22 protein-coding genes and 1 riboswitch are annotated in these 22,633 nt (G+C 62.1%); of the genes, 10 read left to right on the plus strand and 12 right to left on the minus strand.

The genetic code is table 11. The features are described from left to right. Positions 1-65: 65 nt before the first annotated feature. The 5 genes from chvE (at position 66) to RQ479_RS17470 (ending at position 5,713) form a co-directional block, all read left to right on the plus strand. Complete coding sequence (gene chvE / locus RQ479_RS17450) at positions 66-1,130, plus strand: multiple monosaccharide ABC transporter substrate-binding protein (protein WP_376701990.1); 1,065 nt, start codon at positions 66-68, stop codon at positions 1,128-1,130. Positions 1,131-1,229: 99 nt separating this feature from the next. Continuing rightward, positions 1,230-2,762 carry a multiple monosaccharide ABC transporter ATP-binding protein gene (gene mmsA, locus RQ479_RS17455; RefSeq protein WP_376701991.1) on the plus strand — a complete coding sequence of 511 codons (1,533 nt, stop codon included), beginning with the start codon at positions 1,230-1,232 and terminating at the stop codon, positions 2,760-2,762. After that, on the plus strand, positions 2,759-4,051 hold the full coding sequence (gene mmsB / locus RQ479_RS17460) for a multiple monosaccharide ABC transporter permease (protein ID WP_376701992.1): 1,293 nt from the start codon (positions 2,759-2,761) through the stop codon (positions 4,049-4,051). Before mmsA ends, mmsB begins: the two co-directional genes overlap by 4 nt. A 189-nt stretch (positions 4,052-4,240) precedes the next feature. Further along, a complete protein-coding gene (gene araD1, locus RQ479_RS17465) occupies positions 4,241-5,233 on the plus strand; it encodes an AraD1 family protein (RefSeq protein ID WP_292659523.1) in 993 nt (330 codons plus the stop codon). 27 nt (positions 5,234-5,260) lie between these two features. Next, positions 5,261-5,713, plus strand: coding sequence for a hypothetical protein (locus tag RQ479_RS17470; protein ID WP_376701993.1), 453 nt, complete (start codon positions 5,261-5,263; stop codon positions 5,711-5,713). A gap of 34 nt (positions 5,714-5,747) precedes the next feature. Here RQ479_RS17470 and RQ479_RS17475 read toward each other — a convergent pair whose 3' ends face one another. Next, positions 5,748-6,842, minus strand: coding sequence for a 2'-deoxycytidine 5'-triphosphate deaminase (locus tag RQ479_RS17475; protein WP_376701994.1), 1,095 nt, complete (start codon positions 6,840-6,842; stop codon positions 5,748-5,750). Positions 6,843-6,977: 135 nt separating this feature from the next. Further along, a riboswitch (SAM riboswitch) is annotated at positions 6,978-7,055 on the plus strand. Between the two features lie 69 nt (positions 7,056-7,124). On the opposite strand from RQ479_RS17475, the gene RQ479_RS17480 reads away from it, so the two are divergent. Continuing rightward, a complete protein-coding gene (locus RQ479_RS17480) occupies positions 7,125-8,315 on the plus strand; it encodes an O-succinylhomoserine sulfhydrylase (RefSeq protein WP_376701995.1) in 1,191 nt (396 codons plus the stop codon). A gap of 36 nt (positions 8,316-8,351) precedes the next feature. Here RQ479_RS17480 and RQ479_RS17485 read toward each other — a convergent pair whose 3' ends face one another. Continuing rightward, positions 8,352-9,506 carry a ceramide glucosyltransferase gene (locus RQ479_RS17485; protein ID WP_376701996.1) on the minus strand — a complete coding sequence of 385 codons (1,155 nt, stop codon included), beginning with the start codon at positions 9,504-9,506 and terminating at the stop codon, positions 8,352-8,354. A 228-nt stretch (positions 9,507-9,734) separates the two neighbouring features. Between RQ479_RS17485 and apaG the strand changes: the two genes are divergently transcribed. After that, entirely contained in the window at positions 9,735-10,127 is a 393-nt protein-coding gene (apaG, locus tag RQ479_RS17490; RefSeq protein ID WP_254816331.1) for a Co2+/Mg2+ efflux protein ApaG, read from the plus strand. Between the two features lie 6 nt (positions 10,128-10,133). Here apaG and RQ479_RS17495 read toward each other — a convergent pair whose 3' ends face one another. The 3 genes from RQ479_RS17495 to RQ479_RS17505 form a co-directional block, all read right to left on the minus strand. Continuing rightward, a complete protein-coding gene (locus RQ479_RS17495; RefSeq protein ID WP_376701997.1) occupies positions 10,134-11,144 on the minus strand; it encodes an Hsp33 family molecular chaperone in 1,011 nt (336 codons plus the stop codon). Positions 11,145-11,321: 177 nt separating this feature from the next. Next, a complete protein-coding gene (gene argF, locus RQ479_RS17500) occupies positions 11,322-12,233 on the minus strand; it encodes an ornithine carbamoyltransferase (RefSeq protein WP_292659512.1) in 912 nt (303 codons plus the stop codon). A gap of 14 nt (positions 12,234-12,247) precedes the next feature. Beyond that, complete coding sequence (locus tag RQ479_RS17505) at positions 12,248-13,447, minus strand: aspartate aminotransferase family protein (protein WP_376701998.1); 1,200 nt, start codon at positions 13,445-13,447, stop codon at positions 12,248-12,250. Positions 13,448-13,802: 355 nt separating this feature from the next. On the opposite strand from RQ479_RS17505, the gene RQ479_RS17510 reads away from it, so the two are divergent. Beyond that, the gene (locus RQ479_RS17510) at positions 13,803-14,327 is read left to right on the plus strand and encodes a GcrA family cell cycle regulator (protein ID WP_023677348.1); all 525 of its coding nucleotides are present in this window, start codon (positions 13,803-13,805) and stop codon (positions 14,325-14,327) included. A 105-nt stretch (positions 14,328-14,432) separates the two neighbouring features. Here RQ479_RS17510 and RQ479_RS17515 read toward each other — a convergent pair whose 3' ends face one another. From RQ479_RS17515 to RQ479_RS17525, 3 genes are all read right to left on the minus strand, one after another. Then, positions 14,433-15,440 carry a magnesium and cobalt transport protein CorA gene (locus RQ479_RS17515; RefSeq protein ID WP_023677347.1) on the minus strand — a complete coding sequence of 336 codons (1,008 nt, stop codon included), beginning with the start codon at positions 15,438-15,440 and terminating at the stop codon, positions 14,433-14,435. 116 nt (positions 15,441-15,556) lie between these two features. Next, positions 15,557-16,282 carry a phosphate signaling complex protein PhoU gene (gene phoU, locus RQ479_RS17520; RefSeq protein ID WP_376701999.1) on the minus strand — a complete coding sequence of 242 codons (726 nt, stop codon included), beginning with the start codon at positions 16,280-16,282 and terminating at the stop codon, positions 15,557-15,559. A 117-nt stretch (positions 16,283-16,399) separates the two neighbouring features. After that, positions 16,400-17,665, minus strand: a complete 1,266-nt coding sequence (locus RQ479_RS17525; RefSeq protein WP_376702000.1) for a sensor histidine kinase — start codon at positions 17,663-17,665, stop codon at positions 16,400-16,402. A 197-nt stretch (positions 17,666-17,862) separates the two neighbouring features. Here RQ479_RS17525 and ppk2 point away from each other — a divergent pair, with 197 nt between their 5' ends. Then, complete coding sequence (ppk2, locus tag RQ479_RS17530) at positions 17,863-18,765, plus strand: polyphosphate kinase 2 (protein ID WP_376702001.1); 903 nt, start codon at positions 17,863-17,865, stop codon at positions 18,763-18,765. 24 nt (positions 18,766-18,789) lie between these two features. Here ppk2 and RQ479_RS17535 read toward each other — a convergent pair whose 3' ends face one another. From RQ479_RS17535 to RQ479_RS17545, 3 genes are all read right to left on the minus strand, one after another. After that, positions 18,790-19,539 (minus strand): enoyl-CoA hydratase-related protein, encoded by a 750-nt coding sequence (locus tag RQ479_RS17535; protein ID WP_376702002.1) that lies wholly within the window; start codon positions 19,537-19,539, stop codon positions 18,790-18,792. Positions 19,540-19,553: 14 nt separating this feature from the next. Next, positions 19,554-20,192, minus strand: a complete 639-nt coding sequence (locus RQ479_RS17540) for an acyl-homoserine-lactone synthase (RefSeq protein WP_023677342.1) — start codon at positions 20,190-20,192, stop codon at positions 19,554-19,556. Positions 20,193-20,289: 97 nt separating this feature from the next. Further along, positions 20,290-21,021, minus strand: a complete 732-nt coding sequence (locus RQ479_RS17545) for a LuxR family transcriptional regulator (RefSeq protein WP_352898518.1) — start codon at positions 21,019-21,021, stop codon at positions 20,290-20,292. 273 nt (positions 21,022-21,294) lie between these two features. Here RQ479_RS17545 and RQ479_RS17550 point away from each other — a divergent pair, with 273 nt between their 5' ends. Further along, complete coding sequence (locus RQ479_RS17550; protein WP_376702003.1) at positions 21,295-22,146, plus strand: transporter substrate-binding domain-containing protein; 852 nt, start codon at positions 21,295-21,297, stop codon at positions 22,144-22,146. A gap of 14 nt (positions 22,147-22,160) precedes the next feature. On the opposite strand, the gene RQ479_RS17555 is transcribed toward RQ479_RS17550, so the two are convergent. After that, a complete protein-coding gene (locus tag RQ479_RS17555) occupies positions 22,161-22,571 on the minus strand; it encodes a tellurite resistance TerB family protein (RefSeq protein WP_292659499.1) in 411 nt (136 codons plus the stop codon). Positions 22,572-22,633 lie beyond the last annotated feature (62 nt).

Genomic DNA, 22,633 nt, shown 5'->3' on the forward strand with positions numbered 1-22,633 from the left:
CTCCTGCACGATTGCGCGGCCCACGAAACCCAAGGGTACGCGTCCATCAACCAGGGAGAGTTAATGTGAAGATTATCAAGACACTGGCCGCCGTCGCGGCCTTAGGCATCGCGGCTATGACGCTGCCGGCGCAGGCGGGCGAAGGCCTGATCGGCGTGCTGATGCCCACCAAGACCTCGCAGCGCTGGATCAACGACGGCGACGCCGTCAAGTCCCAGCTCGAGGCTCTGGGCTACACTGTCGACCTGCAATACGCACAGGACGACATTCCGAACCAGCTCAGCCAGCTGGAAAACGAAATCACCAAGGGCCCGAAGGCGCTGATCATCGCTTCGATCGACGGCACCACGATGGGCGATGCGCTGCAGAAGGCGAATGACGCCGGCGTCGTCGTCGTCGCTTACGACCGCCTGATCAAGAAGACGCCAAATGTCGACTACTACACCACCTTCGACAATTTCGGCGTCGGCGTCATCCAGGCCAAATCGCTGCTCAAGGGCCTCGGCTATCCCGAGAAGAAGGGTCCGTTCAACATCGAGCTGTTCGGCGGTTCTCCGGACGACAACAATGCGTTCTTCTTCTATAACGGCGCCATGTCGGTTCTTCAGCCGCTGATCGACGACAAGACCCTCGTCGTGAAGTCCGGCCAGATGGGCATGGACAAGGTCGGCACGCTGCGCTGGCTGGCGGCAACCGCCCAGGCCCGCATGGACAATCTGCTCTCCGCCAACTACTCGGACGGCAGCCGCGTCGATGGCGTGCTCTCGCCCTATGACGGCCTGTCGCGCGGCATCATCGCTTCGCTGCGCGCCGTAGGCTACGGCACTGCCGATCAGCCATGGCCGGTCGTCACCGGACAGGACGCCGAGACCGCTTCGGTCAAAGCGATCATTGCCGGCGAACAGTATTCGACCGTGTTCAAGGACACCCGCGAACTCGCCAAGGCGACGGTCGAACTCGTCGACAAGGTGCTCTCGGGCGGCAAGCCGGAAGGCCTCGACACCACGACCTACAACAACGACGTCAAGGTCGTTCCCTCGATCCTGTTGACGCCGCATGACGTCGACAAGTCGAACTACCAGGCCCTGGTGGTCGACTCCGGCTACATCAAGGCCGAAGAACTGAAGTAATCGCGGTTACAAAGCCTGGGGTCCTGCGCAGGCAGGGCCCCTTTTCGTTGGCGAGCCAGCCCGGTATTGTTTGCGGACCTCGCAGGAGTGGTATTCTCAATGGCATCGACGATTTTGGAGATGCGCGACATCACCAAGACGTTTCCCGGCGTCAAGGCGCTGTCGAACGTCAAGCTCATGGTCGAGGAAGGCGAGATCCATGCCGTGGTCGGCGAGAACGGCGCCGGCAAGTCGACGCTGATGAAGGTGCTGTCGGGCGTGTATCCGTCCGGCACCTATGACGGCCAGATCATCTATCGCGGCGATGAGTGCCATTTCAAAGGCATCCATGACAGCGAACGCAAGGGCATCGTCATCATCCACCAGGAGCTTGCGCTGGTGCCGATGCTGTCGATCGCCGAAAACATCTTCCTCGGCAACGAGCAGGCCAGATATGGCGTCATCGACTGGAACGCCAACGAGACGCGCACCAGCGCCCTGCTCAAGAAGGTCGGCCTCAAGGAAGACCCCAACACGCTGATCACCAATATCGGCGTCGGCAAGCAGCAGCTGGTCGAGATCGCCAAGGCGCTCAGCAAGGAAGTGAAGTTGCTCATTCTGGACGAGCCAACGGCGAGCTTGTCCGAAAAGGACAGCCAGGCGCTGCTCGATCTGCTGCTCGAATTCAAGCGGCAGGGCATCACTTCGATCCTCATCTCACACAAGCTCAACGAGGTGAACCGGGTCGCCGACAAGGTCACCATCATCCGTGACGGCCGGACCATCGAGACGCTGACCAAGAAGGACATCTCGGAGGACCGCATCATCACCTCGATGGTCGGCCGTTCGCTCGACGACCGCTATCCGCCGCGCGAGCCGAAGATCGGCGAGACCGTTCTCGAAGTGAAAAACTGGTCGGTCTACCACCCCATCCATGCCGAGCGGCAGGTCATCAAGGGTATCAACCTCAACGCCCGCAAGGGCGAAGTGGTCGGCATTGCCGGGCTGATGGGCGCCGGCCGGACCGAGTTTGCCATGAGCCTGTTCGGCCGGTCCTATGGCCGTCGCATCACCGGCGAGGCGTTCCTTAACGGCAAGCCGATCGATGTCTCTTCGGTGAGTAAGGCGGTGGAACACGGCATCGCTTACGTTACCGAGGACCGCAAGACCTACGGTCTCAACTTGATCGACCATATCAAGCACAACATCACGCTGGCCAACCTGCCCGGCGTGTCGCGCCACGGCGTGATCGACGATTTGCGCGAGCTTTCGGTCGCCAATGATTATCGCGGCAGGACCAATATCCGCGCCTCGAGCGTCTACCAGATGACCGGCAACCTTTCTGGCGGAAATCAACAGAAGGTGGTGCTGTCGAAATGGCTGTTCGCCAATCCGGAAGTGCTGATCCTCGACGAGCCGACACGCGGTATCGACGTCGGCGCCAAGTATGAAATCTATACGATCATTGCGCGTCTCGCCTCCGAGGGTAAGGCAATCATCGTCATCTCGTCGGAAATGCCCGAACTGCTCGGCATCACCGACCGCATTTACGTCATGAACGAAGGACGCATCGTCGGCGAAATGGCGGCAAGCGACGCCAGCCAGGAAAAGATAATGCGCGCCATCGTCCGCGGAGAAGGAAAAGCATCATGACCACCGAAAGCGCTCCCGGGCCGCAGACCGGCGTTGCCCAGGACCTACAACAGGGACCTCGCATTGCCGTCTCGGCGCTGGTCACCAACCTGCGCGAATACGGGTTGGTGCTGGCGTTGATCGCAATCATGGTGTTCTTCCAGTTCACCACGTCCGGAACGCTGTTCAAGCCGGTGAACCTCAGCAATCTGGTTCAGCAGAACAGCTTCATCATCGTGATGGCGCTGGGCATGCTTCTGGTGATCGTTTCGGGCCATATCGATCTCAGCGTCGGCTCCGTCGCCGGCTTCATCGGCGCGCTGGCGGCGATGATGATGGTCATCTGGCCGCTTGGCCCATTGAGCAATCCGCTGGTGGTGTCGATCATCTGCCTGATCGTGGGTGGCGCGATCGGCGCGGCACAAGGCTACTGGATTGCCTATCATCGAATACCGAGCTTCATCGTCACACTGGCGGGCATGCTGATCTTCCGCGGCATCTGCCAGGCGCTGCTGGGTGGCGGGTCTTCCGTGGGGCCGCTCCCCGTCGGCTTCAAGGCGCTCAGTTCCGGCTTTATTCCGGACCTGATCGGCCCATTGACGCTGATACCGCCAACCGTCAACGCCGCCGGCAAAACCATTGTCGGCAGCGGCCTGACGCTGCACCTGACGACGATCGTGATCGGCCTCGTCGCCGTGCTCGCCTATGCCTATTTCGGACTCAGGGCACGGCGCACCCGCGAGAAGCATGGCTACGAAGCCGAGCCCTTCTCGCTGTTCGTCGTCAAGACCCTGGTGATCAGCGCGCTGGCGCTGTTTCTCGTCTACCAATTCGCCACCTACAGGGGTCTCCCCATCGTTCTCATGGTGATGGGCGTGCTGATCGCGTTGTTCGTCTTCGTTACCAAACGCATGACGATCGGCCGTCGCATCTATGCGATGGGCGGCAATGCCAAGGCAGCCCAGCTATCGGGCATCAAGACCGAACGGCTGACGTTGATGGTGTTCATCAATATGGGCGTGCTGTCGGCACTCGGCGGCCTGATTATCGCTGCGCGCCTGGGGCAGGCCGTGCCGGCGGCGGGCCTCGGCAGCGAGCTTGACGTCATCGCCGCGGTGTTCATCGGTGGCGCTTCGGCGATGGGCGGTGTCGGCCAGGTCATCGGCGCGGTGGTCGGCGGCTTTATCATGGGCGTCATGAACAACGGCATGTCGATCATGGGCGTCAATGTCGACTGGCAGCAGGTGGTCAAAGGCCTGGTGCTGCTCGGCGCCGTCGTCTTCGACGTCTATAACAAGAACAAGGCTTGAGAGGCAACCAGGAGGCATACGGGTCACATCGCGGCGCTGCCGGGCGACGCGAAAAAGTCCCCCGAAGGACCTGATCCGCGAGCGCAATCCGGACGAAGAATTTCAACCGAGGCGCGGACAGGGTCCGGGCCGCGCAGGGTAGGGTTTGCCGAGAAAGGCAGGCCAGCCCGCAATTCAGAGAGGGTTACCATGCTGATCTCACAGATCCTCGACGACGCCGAGACGATCCGCGTCGTTGCCCGCAACGGCGGCAAGACCCGCGTCATCAACGGCGCCCGCAGCGTCTATTCGCTGGCGATGGAGGCCGCGCGCACCGGGAGCGGGCTTGTCGCCCTGATCGAGCGCAAGGGCTTCGGCGAAACCGTCGATCTCGACGCAGCCTACAAGAAGGGACGGCTGCTGTCGCCGATCAACCATCCCGATCCGGCGCATCTCCATCTCACCGGCACCGGGCTGACGCATCTCGGCTCCGCCGCGACCCGCGATTCCATGCATAAGAAGCTCAGCACGGACGGCGAGGAACAGCTGACCGATTCCATGAAGATGTTCCGCATGGGGCTTGAGGGCGGCAAGCCGGCGAAGGGCCAGACCGGCGTGCAGCCGGAATGGTTCTACAAGGGCAACGGCACCATGGCAGTAGCGCCCGGGGCGGCGCTTATGTCACCGGCCTTCGCCCAGGATGCCGGCGAGGAGCCGGAAATCGCCGGTATTTATGTGATCGGCGACGACGGCGCCCCGTTCCGCGTCGGCTTCACGCTGTCTAACGAGTTTTCCGACCACGTCACCGAGCGCGTGAACTATCTCTTTCTTGCCCATTCCAAGCTGCGCAACGCTTCGTTCGGGCCGGAGATCCTGATCGGCGATCTGCCCTCCGATATCCGCGGCGCTTCACGCATCCTGCGCGACGGCAAGCTGCTTTGGGAAAAGCCGTTCCTGTCGGGCGAGGCGAACATGTCGCACACCATTGGCAATCTCGAGCATCACCACTTCAAATACTCGGCCTTCCGCCAGCCGGGCGACGTGCATGTGCACATGTTCGGCACAGCGACGCTGTCCTTCGCCGACGGCATCAGGACCGAGGCCGGCGACGTGTTCGAAATCGAGGCCCAGGATTTCGGCCTGCCGCTGCGCAACCCGCTTGAAATCGAGCAGCCGGTGAAGGTGGCGGTGAAGGCGTTGTAAACTGGTGACAGAATTCAGGGGCGAAAGATGAACGGCCTGCGGATTGGCACTGTGTTCGTAAGTTTAGTCCTGTTCCTCGCCTATTTCTCCCCAGCGGCTTATAGCGCCGGACAATGCAGCGCAAAATCCTATCGCGAAGCCCGGATGTCGATGACTAACCGGCTTTTGGCCACCGGCTACTCGAAATCGCAAGTGAGCTTTCTGATGCGTAACGCGGATCGCATGACGTCCGCACTCCGCGCTGACAGAATGAACGACAATGGCAGAGCCTGCGGTATCGACTCCGCCAGAGCCCATGTGCTGGGATGTCTCGGCAAGCAGTTGTTCCCCTTGCAGTCCAGCTCAAGCGCCTCACTTGACGACGAGAAGCAAACCAGAGGATTTTGGGGGAAGAAGCGATTGGCAGTGCGAGAACTGCTCTTTATCGGTCAGTTTCATGGCTGCCTTGGCGCCGCGAAAGAATATCTGTTTCGCGGCTGACGGCTTGTTCGCGGCTGACGGCTTGCGAACAAGATCAGCGCGCGGCGCGGAAATGCTTGGACAGTTTCAGGCCCTGCGCCTGATAGTTCGAGCCAAGATCGGTGCCGTAGAGCGCTTGCGGCCGTTTCAGCATGTGCTCGTAGACCAGCCGTCCGACGATCTGGCCGTGGTCGAGGATGAACGGCACTTCATGGCTGCGTACCTCGAGCACCGCCCGGCTGCCGGTGCCGCCCGACGCCGAATGGCCGAAACCCGGGTCGAAGAAACCGGCATAATGGACGCGGAACTCGCCGACCAGCGGATCGAAGGGCGTCATTTCGGCGGCGTAGAGCGGCGGCACATGCACCGCCTCGCGCGACACCAGAATATAGAATTCGTCCGGATCGAGCACCAGCTCGCCGGCGCCGCTCTTGTAGAGCGGCTCCCAGAAATCGACGACATCCTGCGCGGCGCGCTTGTCGACGTCGACCAGGCCGGTGTGGTGCTTGCCGCGATAGCCGACCAGCCCATCCTTGTCGCCGTCGAGATCGATCGACAGCGCGATGCCACCGCCTGAGATATTGGGTGGTTCGGTGGCGACCAGCATTTCGGCGCGGTGCAACTCGTGCAGCTCGCTTTCCGACAAAAGCGCATTGCCGGTGCGGAACCTGATCTGCGACAGCCGCGAGCCGGCCCGCACCACAATCGGGAAAGTGCGCGGGCTGACCTCCAGATAGAGCGGGCCTTCATAGCCGGCGGCGATCTTGTCGAACTCGTGGCCACGGTCGGTCATCACCCGGGTAAAGATATCAAGCCGTCCGGTCGAGCTTTTCGGGTTGGCCGAAGCCGAAATATGCGCGGGCAGCGCCAGGCTTTCGAGCAGCGGCACGATGTAGACGCAGCCGGTTTCCAGCACGGCACCTTCGGCGAGGTTGACCTCGTGCAGCTTCAGCCGGTCGAGCTTATCGACAACCCTGTGGTCCGGGCCGGGCAAGAAGGAAGCACGCACCCGCCAGGCCTTGTCGCCGAGCCTGAGGTCAAGGCTGGCCGGCTGGATCTGATCGGCATCGAGCGTGCGCGGCGATTTCAGCGCGCCCGACTGGAACAGCGCGGAAATATCCTGATCGGGAAGAATGCCTGTCTGCCGCAAGGGTCTGGCTCCGTTCGAACGCCGGGCGAGGTCTTGTACTGTCGCAGGTCCGACCGTGGACGCCTTTGGCACCTGCTTGGTACAACCCTCTTAATCATGCCGGCAATTGACGCAAGCGTGGCGCGGGTCTAAAGGTCGTTATCCCGTGGTGATTTGGCCGGTCGGCTTGCAGCCACGTTAAACAAGTCGCTAAAGGACCGTCGGGCCGCAAGGCCATATGGACCGGTTGCGACTTTCGCGACCGGTTTTTTGTTGTTTGGACCATTTTTGGTGTTGGATAGAATGATGAACAAGAAGCGCGACTGGAAGCCTCAGACCGCACTCGTGCATGCCGGGACGCTGCGTTCCGGCTTCGGCGAGACCTCCGAGGCGATGTATCTCACCCAAGGCTATGTCTACGAGACGGCGCAAGCGGCGGAAGCCCGCTTCAAGGGCGAGGAGCCGGGCTTCATCTATTCGCGCTATGCCAACCCGACCGTCGACATGTTTGAAAAACGCATGTGCGCGCTGGAAGGCGCCGAGGACGCGCGCGCCACGGCATCCGGCATGGCGGCGGTGACGGCAGCACTGCTGTGCAGCGCCAAGGCGGGCGACCATATCGTCGCGGCGCGCGCGCTGTTCGGCTCCTGCCGGTGGGTGATCGAGACGCTGGCTCCGAAATATGGCATTGAGGCAACGCTGGTGGACGGCACGGACATCGCCAATTGGCAAAAAGCGGTCAAGCCGAACACCAAACTGTTCTTCCTGGAAAGCCCGACCAATCCGACGCTGGAGGTGGTCGACATCGCCGCCGTCGCCGCACTTGCCAACTCGATTGGCGCCAGGCTGATCGTCGACAATGTCTTCGCCACGCCCTTGCAGCAGAAACCCCTGCAGCTCGGCGCCCACATCGTCGTCTACTCCGCGACCAAGCATATTGATGGCCAGGGGCGCTGTCTTGGCGGCATCGTCCTGTCGGACAAGAAATGGATCGACGAGAACCTGCACGACTATTTCCGCCACACCGGCCCCAGCCTCTCGCCCTTCAATGCCTGGACGCTGCTGAAAGGCCTGGAGACGCTGCCGCTGCGCGTACGCCAGCAGACGGAAAGTGCCGGCCGCATCGCGGATTTCCTCGCCGAGCGCCCGCAAATCGCCCGCGTCATCTATCCCGGCCGCGCCGACCACCCGCAAGCGGCCGTGGTCAAGAAGCAGATGTCGGGCGGCTCGACGCTGATCTGCGTGGATGTGAAGGGCGGCAAGCAGGCGGCCTTTGCCTTCCAGAACGCACTCGACATCGTGCTCATTTCCAACAATCTCGGCGACGCCAAGAGCCTGATCACCCATCCGGCGACGACGACGCACAAGAACTTGACCGATGAGGCCCGCGCCGAGCTCGGCATCGGACCGGGAACGCTCAGGCTGTCAGTCGGCCTTGAGGACGCCGACGACCTGCTAGAAGACATCGAGCAAGCGTTGAGAGCTGCCGGATAAGGACTGGCCGAACAGAGGCGAGCGGGGACGCGCCGATCAGGCGCCGGACGGGGTCTCTTCCAGCTCCGCGACGGCCTTGGTCTGGATAGTCATCACATTGCCTCGCCAGTCGACGGCGCCGCTCAGCCATCCGCGCGCCCAAATGGCGGGAAGCATCAGGTCTCGCGCCATCATCGCCGGGATCGTGCGCAGCGACAGGTGCCACCCCTTGGCCGAGGCCAAGGCGCATTCCGGCAGGTAGGCCGCGACCAGCACGGCGATGGCGGTTGCCGGCAGGCTGACGCCGGCGTCAGCCGCCGCGATCAGCGCAAGCACCAGCGGCGGCGCCGCGCCGATCAGGATTTCGGGGGCAAAGAACAGTGCAAAGGTGACGCGGCGCAGCCGCGCCCAGCGCGCCTGCCGCGACCAGATCTCGCCAAGCGTGCGCCGGCCGAGCGGCTGTTCGAAGGGCGAGGCGACTAGATTGACCCGCAGTCCGAGCCGGTTGACCAGCTTGGTCGCGGCGGCGTCCTCGGCGATCTCGGCAGCAAGCGCGCGGATGCCACCATTGGCGTCGAGCATCGGCTTGTTCCACAACATGCTCTTGCCCTGCGCGAAGCCGAGGCCGAGCGCCGCTCCAGCGTACTGCCAGCGTCCCTGCAGCGTGTTGAGAAAGGCGCATTCGACCTCCCCCCAGAACCCGTCCGGCCGCGAGCCGATCGGCGTCGAGCAGACGAGGCCGGTATCGGGCCGCCATGCCGCCATCAGGTGCTGGACGTATTCGCTCGGCATAAGCACGTTGGAATCGGCAAGGATGACCCAGCGATAATGCGCCGCCTCCCAACCCTTCACGCAATTGTTGAGTTTCGGATTGCCGCTGATCCGATCGTCACCGACTAGAAGGCGGGCGCGAATAGCTGGAAACCGCGCCATTGCGGCAGTGATCGGCTTGACCACCGGGTCATCGGCATGAGCGACGCAGAAGATGAGCTCGTAGCGCGGCCAGTCGAGTGAGAAGGCGCGCTCCAGCGTCTCTTCGGCAAACGGCTCGACGCCGCGCGCCGGGACAACGATCGATACCGGCGGCGCGTTGGCCGCGGGCGGTGCAATCCTGGCTGGTCGCTTCAGCTTCAGCGAAGCTAACAGGATGCTGGCGAGATTTGAAAAAAGGAGGGCTATGGACAGGAGGGCGGCTGCGAATGTCGGTTCCATCGAGATCTGGTCACTCCAGAAATGCCGGCCGCATGACGGCCGTTTTCAACAATTCGACAAAACGCTGAGTCGCCCGGCACAAGCCTGCACACCATCATTGTCATGTGTCACTCAAATGACATTGTTTTTCGGCACCTGCGCTTGAGATCGGGCAAGAAGATGCCGCGCATCGTTGACCAAACTGCGCTGAGCATCGAAAGTTCCATCTACATTGCTTTGGAGCCGTTTATGTACAGCGCCGTCACCCGCAACATCGAAGTGCAGGTCAGGCCGTTCTATCTGGAGGATCACTCCGACCCGCCGCAAAACCGCTATGTCTGGGGCTACCAGGTGACCATCGACAATCAGTCGGACGAGTTCGTGCAGCTTCTGTCACGCTACTGGCACATTACCGACGGCACCGGCAAGGTCGAGGAAGTGCGCGGCCCCGGGGTCGTCGGCGAGCAACCCGGACTCAACCCTGGCGACAGCTATCAGTATACGTCTGGATGCCCGCTCTCGACCCCGTCCGGCATCATGGTCGGGCACTACACAATGCGCAACAAACGGGGTGAGACCTTCGACGTCGCTATCCCCGCCTTCTCGCTCGATTTGCCAGGCACGCGGCGCACCGTCAATTGAGGGCCATCATTCAGCCGCTGCAAACTCCGCCGGGTCGAAGTCATATTGCTTCGAGCAGAATTCGCAGGCGACGTGAATGCTGCCATCCTCGGTGCTGTCCCTGATCTCCTCGGCGGAAAAGCCTTCGAGGATGCCGCGGATCTTCTCCCTCGAGCATGAGCACTGGTCGGCGACCGGCACGCCGCCGAAGACGCGGACGCCATGCTCGTGGAAAAGCCGGTAAAGCAGCCGTTCGGCGCCGATCGTCGGATCGATCAGCTCGGTCGGTTCAATGGTACCAAGCAGCGCCAGCAGCTCCTGCCAGGAATTGTCGGTCGGGTCGTGGATTTCCTCACGCGGATCGCCGTCGCCACCGGGAAGGTCGGGTACGCGCATGCGCTCCGCCGACTGCGGCAGGAATTGTGCCAGCAGGCCACCGGCCCGCCATTGCTCGCGGGCACCGCCGACGCCGGGCGTCAGAAGCTTGGCAACCGAAAGCCGGAGGTCGGTCGGAATCTGCTCCGACTGGCGGAAATAGGTGCGTGCGGCATCTTCCAGCGTGACGCCGTCGAGTTGGACGATGCCCTGGTAACGTTGCGTGTGAGCGCCCTGGTCGATGGTCAGCGCCAGGACGCCGCTGCCGAGCAGAGTCTGCGGTGACGTCTCGCCGGCAGAAGTCAAAGCCTGCAGCCGGTCGGCATCGAAGCGGGCATAAGCGCGCAGCGCGTGCGGCGTGGAGAAATCCGCGACCAGCATGTCGACCGGCCCGTCGGTGCGGGTCTGCAGAATGAACTTGCCCTCGAACTTCAGCGAAGTTCCGAGCAGTACAGTTAGCACACAGGCTTCGGCCAGGAGCCGGGCGACCGGCTCGGGATAGTCGTGGCGGCTGAGAATAGCGTCGAGCATCGACCCGAGCTGGACGGTGCGGCCGCGCACGTCGAGCGGGCCGACCTCGAACGGCACGACATGGTCGTCGCCGGCGTAGCCGAATTCGCCGAGCTTGGGTTTATGTTCAGCCAATTGATGAGTTTCCAACATGACAAAGCTCCGGGGCGCGGCGATGCCGCCCTCCGGGGCGCATGCGACGAGACGCGCTCGATTTGCGTGATGCGCCTGAGATAGGCACCACCCACTTCCGGATCAAGGCGGCCCGGATCAAGGCGGCGCAGATCAAGGCGGCGCGGATCAGGCCGGCCCGGATCACCGCGGCCCGTATCAAGCGCCCAGGCACCAGGCCAAGACCGCCTTCTGGGCATGGAGCCGGTTCTCGGCCTCATCGAACACCACCGAATGCGGCCCGTCGATGACCTCGTCGGTAACCTCCTCACCGCGATGCGCCGGCAGACAGTGCATGAACAGCGCGTCCGGCTTGGCTTTCGCCATCAGTGCCGCATTGACCTGATAGGGCAAGAAGACATTGTGGCCGCGGGCACGGTGCTCCTGCCCCATCGAGACCCAGCAGTCGGTGACAATGCAGTCGGCCTCGTGAACGGCCTCCTCGGGCGAACGGGTGAATTTCAGCTTGCCGCCATTGGCTTTCGACCAGTCGACATGCTTCTGAGCCGGTTCGCTGCCCTCGGGCACGGCGACGTTCAGTTTGAAGCGGAACCGCGCAGAAGCCTCCAGCAGCGAATGCAGCACGTTGTTGCCGTCGCCAGTCCAGGCGATCGTCTTGCCGGCCACCGGACCGCGGTGCTCTTCGAAGGTCATGATGTCGGCCATCAGCTGGCAGGGATGGGTCTCGTCGGTCAGCCCGTTGATGACGGGGACCGTAGCGTTTTCCGTCAGTTCCAGCAGCCGGTCATGCGAGGTGGTGCGGATCATGATGGCATCGACATAGCGCGACAGCACCTTGGCCGTGTCGGCAATGGTCTCCGAGCGGCCAAGCTGCATCTCGGTGCCGGTCAGCATGATCGTCTCGCCACCCAACTGCCGCATACCGACGTCGAACGACACGCGCGTGCGCGTCGACGGCTTGTCGAAGATCATCGCCAGCACCTTGCCTTCGAGCGGCTTGCTGCGTTCGCCGGCCTTGAGCCTTGCCTTTCGCACAGCTGCGTCGTCGAGCATGAAGCGCAGATCGCCTTCAGAAACGGCGGAAAGATCGGTGAAATGGCGAAGGGACATCAGGAATTCCAGGATTACTTCGCGGCGGCAGCGACAATGGCATCTGCCAGGCTCTTGGCGCCGGCACGAATGCGCTCGAGCGCTTCGTGGATCTCGGCATCGGTGACGGTGAGAGGCGGCAGCAGGCGGATAACATTGTCGCCGGCCGGAACCGTCAAGAGATGCTGGTCACGCAGTGCCACCGTGACCTTGGTGTTGGGCATCGCGCATTTAAGCCCGAGCATCAGGCCGGTGCCCCTGATGCTTTCGATAACATCCGGAAATTCGTCGGCGACACCGGCAAGCCCCTGCTTCAACAGCAGCGCCTTGCGCCGGACGTCCTCGAGAAAGCCGTCTTCCAGCACCACGTCGAGCACGGCGTTGCCGACTGCCATCGCCAGCGGATTGCCACCGAAGGTGGTGCCGTGCACGCCGGCGGTCATGCCGACCGCTGCCTCGTCGGTGGCGAGGCAGGCACCCATCGGGAAGCCGCTGCCGATGCCCTTGGCCACCGCCATGAGGTCGGGTGTGACACCCGCCCACTCATGCGCGAACAGCTTTCCGGTGCGGCCGACGCCGCATTGGACCTCGTCGAAAATCAGGAGCAGCCCGTGCTGATCGCAGAGCTGCCTGAGGCGCTTCAGCGATTGCGTCGGCACTTGCCTGATGCCGCCCTCGCCTTGCACCGGCTCGATCAGGATCGCCGCGGTTTCAGGCGTGATCGCCTGTTCGACGGCGTCGATATCGTCGAAGCCAACCTGGTCGAAGCCGTCGACCTTGGGGCCGAAACCTTCCAGGTATTTGTACTGGCCGCCGGCGGCGATGGTCGCCAGGGTGCGGCCGTGGAACGCGCCTTCGAAGGTGATTGTGCGGTAGCGCTCGGGATGGCCCTTGACGAAGTGGTAGCGCCGCGCCGTCTTGATGGCGCATTCGAGTGCCTCTGCGCCGGAATTGGTGAAGAACACCTTGTCGGCGAAGCTGGCGTCGGCCAGCCGCTCGCCGAGCCGGCTCTGTCCCGGAATCTCGTACAGATTGGAGACGTGCCAGAGCTTGGCGGCCTGCTCGGTGAGGGCCGCGACCAGATGCGGATGGCTGTAGCCCAACGAATTCACGGCGATGCCGCCCGCGAAGTCGAGATATCGCTCGCCCTTATCGGTGACCAGCCAGGTGCCTTCACCGTGGTCGAAAGCCAGGGGTGCGCGAACAAAGGTCTCGAAAAGCGCCGAACCGCTCATTATATGCGTCTCCGGAACCGGAAAAATCAAAAAGCCGCCAAAGCGGCGGCCCTTGTGGCTTATCGTGTTTTTCGGCCGTGAAGTCAACGAAAAGGTCGCGCAAGGACGTGCGGCAAGCCCTCCAGCACAACGCCGGCTCATAAGCGACCGGGCAAGTTGGGGAAAACCGAAAAAACCGATTCGTGTTGGCCTTGGGACTCTTGTCACCGAGTCAGCGCATAAGGTAATTGTAGTAGAGAAATAACTAGATTTCGTGCGGCGGACCTAATCACCCGATATATGTGGTGTCTGCCCGGCAGAAGCCGGGTCGGGAATGGATTCCGATTGCCGCATGTTTCAGCAGGAGCGCGGTCTCATGAACTGGACTGACGAGCGAGTCGAACTTCTCAGAAAATTGTGGTCGGAGGGTCTAAGCGCCAGCCAGATCGCGGCACAGCTTGGCGGGGTCAGCCGCAATGCGGTCATCGGCAAAGTGCACCGGCTGAAACTGTCCGGTCGCGGACGCACAACCGCCTCACCGGCACGCCAGAAGAAGACGGTACAGGGATCGACGATCCAGAAATCGGTGTCGCGGGCAGCAAGCGCCACGCGCCATGCCACCACGTCGATGTCGATCGGTGCGACCGCGCTCAAGGCGCAGTTCGATGCCGAACCGGTGGCGCGCCACTATATCCGCCCGGTCGAGAACGTCGTCGTGCCGATCTCGCGGCATCTGCAACTCGTCGAGCTGAACGAGCGCACCTGCAAATGGCCGAATGGCGATCCGCTTTCGGAAGACTTCCATTTCTGCGGCAACGACGCCGCCGAAACCGGGCCCTACTGCAAGTACCATGCCCGCGTGGCGTTCCAGCCGGCATCCGAGCGGCGGCGGAGCAGATAGTTAGGGGAGTAAGGCAGTAGGGCAGTACGGCAGTATGTGGTGAATTGCAGAGAAGCGTGGTCAGAAGCGATATCCTACTGCCCTACTGCCCTACTGCCCTACGCTTCATAGCCACCCATTCTTGCGAAACCGCCAGTAAAGAAACGTGCAGATCAGGGCAATTGCCGCCAGGACGGCCGGGTAGCCATACTCCATCCTCAGTTCCGGCATGTCGCTGAAATTCATGCCGTAAATGCCGGCGAATGCCGTCGGCACGGCCAAGATGGCGGCCCATGAGGCAAGCTTCTTGGAGATCGCCGTCTCCTGGCTTTGACCGACCAGAAGGCTCGCCTCGAAGGCGAAGGCGAGAACCTCACGCAGGCTGTCGATCTTTTCCTGGACAGTGCGGATGTGGTCGGTGACGTCGCGAAACAGCGGGTGCATGGCTGTGTGGATTTGCGGCAGATCGGCGCTGGTCAGCCGCCGGCAGACCTCCACCAGCGGCAGGGCCGCGTTGCGCAGGCGCAAGAGATCGCGGCGCAGCATGTAAAGCCGCTCGATATCGGAGCCGGTCATCGGTTTCAGCAGAACCTTGTCCTCGATCGCCTCGACCTCGTTTTCGATCTGCTCGAGCACCGGCATGTAGTTGTCGACGATGAAATCGAGAATGGCGTAGAGGACGAAATCCTCGCCCTTGGCAAGGGAATGCGGGCAGCTTTCCCAATGCTGGCGAACGGCGGCGTAGGAGGTCGACGGGCCATGCCTGACGCTGACGATGTAGCCGGCGCCGACGAACAGATGCGTCTCGCCGAAAGTGACACGGCTGTCGATCAGCTGCGCCGTGCGGGCAACGATGAACAGGGCATCACCATATTGCTCGATCTTCGGTCGCTGGTGCGGATGCTCGGCGTCCTCGATCGCCAGCTCATGCAGATGGAATTGCGCCTGGACGCGCAGCAACAAATTGCGGTCGGGCTCCAGCAGTCCGATCCAGACTACGTGGCCTGGCTTCCCGGCCCATTCACCGGCTTCCTCGATCGGAATGTCGGCGATGCGCCGCCCAGCCGTATAGACACCGCAGGCGATTATGCCTGACATCGGCGGCGCAGGAGCAAACTCGCGGACGTATTCCATCGCAGCCTCCTGAAGGCGGGGCCTTCGTCGCGGAACTGAGAAGTCGGCGCGTCGAAAGCTTAGCGCAATTGTCTCTCAGGTGGCGAATCCGAAATTCGCATCATTGCTGAGAGAACTCACTTCGCTGGTTGCGTTGCGGGAAGAATAATCTTGTCCGTCTTGTCGCCCTTCGGACGATCGGCCGGCATCTGATCGCCGGTGACGATATAGTAGATCGTCTCGGCGATGTTGGTGGCGTGGTCGCCGATGCGCTCGATGTTCTTGGCGCAAAACAGGAGATGTGTGCAGGGCGTGATGTTGCGTGGGTCTTCCATCATGTAGGTCAGCAACTCGCGAAACAGCGAGGTGTACATGGCATCGATCTGGTCGTCGCGGTCGCGTACGAAACTGATTTTTTCAACCGACCGCGATGCGTAGACGTCGAGTACTTCCTTGAGCTGGGTCAGTGCCAGATTGGCCAAAGCCTCGAGGCCGCGGAACAGGCTGTTCGGCTGGCGCCCGTCAGCGACGGCAACCACCCGCTTGGCGACGTTCTTGCCGAGGTCGCCTACCCGTTCGAGGTCCGCCGAGATGCGGATCGCGCCGACAATCTCGCGCAGATCCGTCGCCATCGGCTGGCGCTTGGCGATGATGATGATCGCCTTGTCGTCGATCTCGCGCTGTCCCTCATCCAGAACCAGGTCGTCTCGAATGACTTTCTGGGCAAGCCCCGGATCCGCATTGACCAGCGCCGCGACTGCCTGCTCGACCATGCGCTCGGCATGCCCGCCCATTGCCGCGATGCGCTTCGACAGATATTTCAGCTCCTCGTCATAGGCGCTGACGATATGCACGGACTGCATGGACGAAATGCCTTCCCGGGATCTCGTGGTTGAGTCGTTCCCTCGAATCCCCGTTGATACGCTAGCCGGATGACAGAAAAAAGAAACGGCCCATTATGTCCTAGAGATAGTACCGCGTCAGCGAGCCGGCAAATGGACCGTGAACGCCGCACCCTTGCCGACCTCCGACCTGATGGAGAGCCTGGCGTTGTGGCGCGTCAGGATATGCTTGACGATGGACAGGCCAAGGCCGGTGCCCTTTTGGGTCCGGCTGTTCTCGACGTCGACGCGGTAGAACCGCTCGGTGATGCGCGGGATGTGTTCTTCGGGGATGCCGGGGCCGAAATCCCTGATGGTGACGTCGATGCCCGGTTCGGGATCGCTATCGCTGCGCATGATCGACACCACGACGCGTCCGCCCGACTGACCGTATTTGCAGGCGTTTTCCAGCAGGTTTTCGAAGACCTGGAAAAGCTCGTCCCGATCGCCGGGCATGTCGAGCGGCCCTTCCGCGAAATCACGCTCGATGACGACGCCGTTTTCCTTTGCGAGCGGCCCAAGCGAATCGATGACGCTGTCGATGGCCTGGCGCAGGTCGACCTCGGTTCCCGGCTTGAGATAGGGCTTCATCTCCAGGCGCGACAGCGACAGAAGGTCGTCGATGAGGCGCGCCATGCGGCTGGTCTGGTTCTGCATGATCTGCAGGAACTGCTCGCGCGCCGCGGGGTCGTTGCGGGCCGGCCCGCGCAGCGTCTCGATGAAGCCGGCGATCGAGGCGAGAGGCGTGCGCAGCTCGTGGCTGGCATTGGCAATGAAATCGGCGCGCATTCTGTCGATCCGGCGCGCCTCGCTCTGGTCCTTGAACACCAGCACGTAGAGATCCGTGGCATGGCCGACAGAAGACGCGCTCACCCGATAGGCTCGTTCGACCGGCAGCTTTTCTATGTAGTCGACGCTGTCCGAAGCGATGTTGCCCGCCAAGATACTATCCAGCAAGGCCTGCATTTCCGGCGCGCGGAATTTCAGCGACAGCGACATGCCGGGGGCAATCCCGCCAAAGGCGGCAAAGGCGGCGGCGTTGGCGTGGACGATGGCGGCGGAGCGATCGAAAATGATCAGCGGATCGGCAACCGCCGCCGCGAGATATTCGCCCGAAAGCCGTTGCAGACCGCTCGCCTCGATGGCCGCGGCATTTTCGGTCGATTGACGCGCGACGCCGGCCGGCAGCATTGCAGCGGCAACCAGCACGACGCCTGCCAGCAGCACCACATAGCCGGACATGCCGGCAAAGCCATAGACCATCAGAACCGCAACGAAGCCGGCCGCCAGCAGCCAGCGGCTGTTCCACAGCCGCATGGCGACGGCTTGCGCCCTGCCTTTCCGCTCTGTGCCGATGTCGGCCATTTGCGCTCCGTCTGCGGCCAATTCAAGAACTTCCTGCTGGACCGGCGCTAGAGCACAGTGCGTCCAATTGGACGCACAAAGGACGCTCTACCACTTTATATGCTGCATCGTTCTTTCCGAAAATCGATTCCGATTTTCGGGCCGATGCAGTAAGGCTCCCAATAGCATGAGTCCGGAAGCTGGAAAGGTTCGTCTCGATGAAAAACGCCAGGGAAATCCCCGCCGCACCCTCATCGGGGCCGCTGAAGATCATGATCCACGGCAAGGAGCGGGAGTTCGACATCGAGGCCCCCACGCTTCCCGACTGGGTCGAGGACCGCAAGCTGACCGCCGGCGGCTATCCCTACGACAAGAAGATGAAGAGCGAGGAGTACGACGAGAGGCTAGAGAAGCTGCAGATCGAGCTGGTCAAGGCGCAGGCGTGGCTACAGTCGACAGGCAAGCGGGTAATGTCGCTGTTCGAGGGGCGCGACGCTGCCGGCAAGGGCGGCACGATCTTCGTTTTGCGCCAGTATCTGAACCCTCGCACGGCGCGCAACGTGGCGCTGACCAAGCCGACGCCCACCGAGCTTGGACAATGGTACTTCCAGCGCTACGTCGACCACTTCCCGACGTCGGGCGAATTCGTCACCTTCGACCGCTCCTGGTACAACCGCGCCGGCGTTGAACCGGTGATGGGATTCTGCACGCCCGAGCAGCACGAGCAATTTCTGGACGAGGTTCCGCATTTCGAGCGGATGATCCGCAACGAGGGCATACATTTCTTCAAATTCTGGCTGAACATCGGCCGGGAAACGCAGCTCGAGCGATTCCATGACCGCCGCTGGAGCCCGCTGAAGAGCTGGAAGTTTTCGCCGATCGACATCGCCGGCATCACCAAATGGGACGAATACACCAAAGCGCGCGACCTGATGGTCGAGCGCACGCACAAGGAGTTCGCGCCCTGGATCATTGTGCGGGCGAACGACAAACGGCGCGCGCGGCTGGCCGTCATGCAGCGCATTCTCCTCTCGCTTCCCTATGACGGCCGCGACCTCGATGTCATCGGCAAGGAGGACAAGAAGATCATCGGCGAAGGGCCGACTTTCCTCGAAAAATAAGCTCACCTCATCGATGCGCGGCTCTCATGCCGCCAGCCGGGCAATCCGCTGCAGTCGCTTCAGCGTGGTGTGGTCCTGCAGCGCCTGCTGGAAAAGCGATATCTCCTGGTCGATGCGGTCGCAGAGCGCGCCGGTGTCGCCCCTAAGCAGGTGGCGCGTCTGCTGCAGCGCCGCGACAGGCTTCTTGGCGAGCTGCCTGGCCCTTGCCAACGTGGCTTCCTCGACGCTCCCGTCCGTCACGATCTCGCCGACAAGGCCCAGCGCCCTGGCATCTTCGGCGGCGAGCGTGTCGCCCAGGCAGAAGAAGCGGAACGCACCGGCATAGCCGAGCTTCTGCGGCGCCAGGATGCTGGTCGCCGCGTCCGGCACCAGGCCGAAATCGACGAACGGCACCCGAAAGGTGCTCTTGCTCGAGGCGACCACCATGTCGCAGTGGAACAGTATGGTGCAGCCGACGCCGACGGCGTCTCCGTCGACACAGGCAAGGACCGGTTTCGGGAACGTCGCCAGCGTGCGGAACATATCGGTGACGGCGGCGATCAGTCGCCGATGTTTGGTGGCGTCGAGAAATTCGGAGAAATCGGCACCGAGGCAGAAGCACCCGGCCAAGCCGCGCAGGACCACAACGCGGACGTCGTCGTCGACAGCGGCTTCGTGGAATGTCCTGGCCAGGCTTTCATAGGCCCGCCTGTCCAGCACCGGGCGGCCGTCACCCGACGACACCGTGACGATCAGCGTGTGATTGCGGAATTCTGCTTTTGAGTGAACGTTCATGGCTCTCTCCAATCTCACGAGGCGCGTCTCTGTCCGAGCATGTCCGGGTACCCTCTGGCCAGCACCGGCGCAAAATGGTTGCGGCGCGAACGCACCACGTCGAGCGTGTGCTCGTTGAAGGTGAGCAGTGTGGCAACGACCTGCTGGTTGCCATAGGTACGCTGGTAACCGAGCGGCGTTGCCAGGAAATGCAGCTGCAGCGCGCGAAGCACCCACATCGGCTCGAATTCGATGATCACCTGGTTGACGTTGCGCTTCAGACCCCACTCGACGAAGCCAGCGATCAGCTCGGTGCCCACCGTCGACACGCCGCGCCGGCCGTCGCGGAACCCCGGCGCAACCGCATAGCGGGTCAGTTCATAGACATTCGGGCCCGAAGGTGGGGTTCCCTCATAAAGGTCCGCCAGCACATCGGTTAGAAGATGTGCCCGGGTCGTCGGCAACATCCGCTGGTAACCGGCGAGCTCGCCATTGCGGATGACGATCTGGTGCACTGCCTCGTCGTGGTCGAATTGATCGATCTCGAGGCCATCGGGGCGCTGCAGATCGGTCCATCCCATCTCTTCGACGAAAACTCTGTAACGCAAACGATGAACTGCCTCCCAGAGGTCGGGCCGTTCCATCAATTCCTGGGTCGTGAGGGAAAAAAGCATTTGCCGTCTCCTAGCTTCAATAGGAAGATACGGCCGTGCTTTCCCGAAAAAATTACGCGATCGCGTAGGCAAGAATTTCTAGGCCGGCGCGGCCGACCTAGTTAATATAGCCGCGCCTTATCGCTTCCGCGACGGCCTGGACCCGGTTGACGGCACCGAGTTTGCTTTTGGCGTTAAGAAGGTGTTTCTCTGACGTGTGTTCCGAAATGCCGAGAATTTGTGAAATCTCCCATTCCGACTTGCCAACGGCGGCCCATTGCAGGCATTCGCGCTCACGCGGCGTCAATTCGACATGGTCGATGGTTTTGCCTGCCATGGTGTGGAGCTGCATGGCGCGGCCAATCGCATAAGTCGAGACCAGCGACACCAGCCCGAATTCGGCGCCCGACAATTCGACAGCCTCGCCGCCCAGCGACACCATGACGATCTGGCCATCGAGCGTGATCAGCGGGAAGGCCAGCCCGTCGCGCAGCTTGAATTCGCCGGCATCGCCCATCACCTCGCCGCCGCTCTTGCCGATACGGATCCCCTGAGACGCTTCCCGCCACTGGAATGGCGCTTGAAGCTGCTTCATGTGACTGACGACGGGGTCGTGATCGACGTAGTTGCGCGCAACGTAGCGCTCAAGCCATTCAGCCGGCCAGTCGCAGAGCAGCACATGGTCCTTTTGCTGGTTTCTCGGCGTGCCAGGTTGCGGCACCGTCCCGGCCATCAGCGCCGTCAGCCCGAACCCGCTTGTTACCCCCAGCAGCTTTTCGCAAACGGCGGCCGCTGTACCGGCGTGCTGCAACTGATCTATCAGTTCCAGGGTACGATCGAAATGACCCATCGCAACATCTACCCCATGTTGCCTTCCGCTCTTGAGGCCAATGACAGTGATCAACCCGCACCACGCCATCAACCCCGGACTGCAAAGCTGCTTCCCCTGTGCGTCCTACTGCTCCTCTTCAGCCGGCATCACGCAGTCATTTGCAAACTCACTAAACAATATCCCTAAATCGTCATGATGAAACCAAAAAACCATTGTGCCTGTGTTATTTTCGTACAAAAACCTGTGTTATTTCGTACGAAAGTCGGGGGCAAGACCGGACGGAGTCGTCGCGTGACGTTTCGGCGCATATCCATTTCATTGATCTCGATATTGATCGGAGCGCAATCGCTTGCGGCTGCTGCGCTCGCCGCGGAGCCGCAAGTGCCGGTGTTTTGGGACGCCAAGGAGCGGCTGCCAAAGCCGGACCTTTCGATGCTGCCGCGGCTGCGATTCCTGACCACCACGGATTTCCCGCCGTTCAATTTCCTCGATGGGGCAGGCCGGCTGTCGGGCTTCCATGTCGACCTGGCGCGCGCCATCTGCGCCGAGCTCGGCATTGCCGAAAAATGCCAGATCCAGGCGCTGCCCTGGGCCGAGCTCGAAGGTGCGCTCGGGAAAGGCGAAGGCGAAGCGATCATCGCCGGCATCGCCGCGACGCCGGAGTCGCGGTCGAAATACGCGTTTTCACGCTCCTACCTGCAATTTCCGGCACGCTTCATCATGCTGAAGACACAGGCGCTGACCGAACCAATGTTCGACAGGCTGCGCAGCAAGCGTGTCGGCGTGATCGCCGGCTCCGCGCATCAGCGGATGCTGCGCGATTATTTCGGCGACGTCCAAATCGTCCCCTTCGCAAAGCCGGAGGAGCTTTATGGCGAGCTGAAAGCCGGCAAGATCGACGCCGCCTTCGGCGACGGCATGCGCTTCGCCTTCTGGCTCGGCGGTTCCGATGCGGCGGGCTGCTGCCGCTTTGCCGGCGGCCCCTATCTGGCGCCCGAATATCTCGGCTCAGGCATGGCAATCGCCACCAGGGCCGACGATCCGGCACTGGCCGCCGCGTTCGACTACGCGCTGCAGGAGATTTCGGTGAAAGGCACGTTCGCCGAGTTCTATCTGCGCTATTTTCCGGTCAGCTTTTTCTGAGCCTGGCTGCCGGCTCAGGTCAGCGTGCGAAGGCGGGCCTTGGCGGCTCGCGCAATGGCGGCGACCGTCAGCGCATCGAGGTCGAGTTCCCGGCGAACGAGCTGCAGCACGCGCACCTCCTCCAGGCGCATTTCGAGATCGACGGCTGCGACCTCGAAGGCGGCCGCATAGGCGGTGTCACGCAGGCGTTCGGGCAGCGCCTCGGCGACACGCGCAAGGACGCCCTCCAGCCCGTCCTTTTCCTGCAGCATTTTCTGGCAGGCCTGGGCGACTTCGACCAGCCGCTCCTGGTTGAAATCCTCAAACACCGGCCAGGATCGAACGACGTCGCCGATCCGCGCCAGTTCGACGTCGGTCATGTCGCGGTCTGACGCCGAGGTGATGACCATCAGGTAGATCATGGCTTCGTGTGGCGACAATGGCATTTACAACTCCTTGAGATGGTCCCGAAGTTAGGAACGAGGGACCGGCGCCGCAAGGAAAAACA

It is taken from the genome of Mesorhizobium sp. ISC25, assembly GCF_042295465.1.
GTDB lineage: Bacteria > Pseudomonadota > Alphaproteobacteria > Rhizobiales > Rhizobiaceae > Mesorhizobium.

Coding starts and splice junctions, on each gene's coding strand:
- RQ479_RS17485 (WP_376701996.1), bottom strand. CDS start 9,506: ATGGAACCGACATTCGCAGCCGCCCTCCTGTCCATAGCCCTCCTTTTT.
- RQ479_RS17495 (WP_376701997.1), bottom strand. CDS start 11,144: ATGTTGGAAACTCATCAATTGGCTGAACATAAACCCAAGCTCGGCGAA.
- argF (WP_292659512.1), bottom strand. CDS start 12,233: ATGTCCCTTCGCCATTTCACCGATCTTTCCGCCGTTTCTGAAGGCGAT.
- phoU (WP_376701999.1), bottom strand. CDS start 16,282: ATGCAGTCCGTGCATATCGTCAGCGCCTATGACGAGGAGCTGAAATAT.
- apaG (WP_254816331.1), top strand. CDS start 9,735: ATGTACAGCGCCGTCACCCGCAACATCGAAGTGCAGGTCAGGCCGTTC.
- RQ479_RS17525 (WP_376702000.1), bottom strand. CDS start 17,665: ATGGCCGACATCGGCACAGAGCGGAAAGGCAGGGCGCAAGCCGTCGCC.
- mmsA (WP_376701991.1), top strand. CDS start 1,230: ATGGCATCGACGATTTTGGAGATGCGCGACATCACCAAGACGTTTCCC.
- RQ479_RS17545 (WP_352898518.1), bottom strand. CDS start 21,021: ATGGGTCATTTCGATCGTACCCTGGAACTGATAGATCAGTTGCAGCAC.
- RQ479_RS17505 (WP_376701998.1), bottom strand. CDS start 13,447: ATGAGCGGTTCGGCGCTTTTCGAGACCTTTGTTCGCGCACCCCTGGCT.
- araD1 (WP_292659523.1), top strand. CDS start 4,241: ATGCTGATCTCACAGATCCTCGACGACGCCGAGACGATCCGCGTCGTT.
- ppk2 (WP_376702001.1), top strand. CDS start 17,863: ATGAAAAACGCCAGGGAAATCCCCGCCGCACCCTCATCGGGGCCGCTG.
- RQ479_RS17480 (WP_376701995.1), top strand. CDS start 7,125: ATGATGAACAAGAAGCGCGACTGGAAGCCTCAGACCGCACTCGTGCAT.
- RQ479_RS17535 (WP_376702002.1), bottom strand. CDS start 19,539: ATGAACGTTCACTCAAAAGCAGAATTCCGCAATCACACGCTGATCGTC.
- mmsB (WP_376701992.1), top strand. CDS start 2,759: ATGACCACCGAAAGCGCTCCCGGGCCGCAGACCGGCGTTGCCCAGGAC.
- RQ479_RS17470 (WP_376701993.1), top strand. CDS start 5,261: ATGAACGGCCTGCGGATTGGCACTGTGTTCGTAAGTTTAGTCCTGTTC.
- RQ479_RS17515 (WP_023677347.1), bottom strand. CDS start 15,440: ATGGAATACGTCCGCGAGTTTGCTCCTGCGCCGCCGATGTCAGGCATA.
- RQ479_RS17555 (WP_292659499.1), bottom strand. CDS start 22,571: ATGCCATTGTCGCCACACGAAGCCATGATCTACCTGATGGTCATCACC.
- RQ479_RS17540 (WP_023677342.1), bottom strand. CDS start 20,192: ATGCTTTTTTCCCTCACGACCCAGGAATTGATGGAACGGCCCGACCTC.
- RQ479_RS17510 (WP_023677348.1), top strand. CDS start 13,803: ATGAACTGGACTGACGAGCGAGTCGAACTTCTCAGAAAATTGTGGTCG.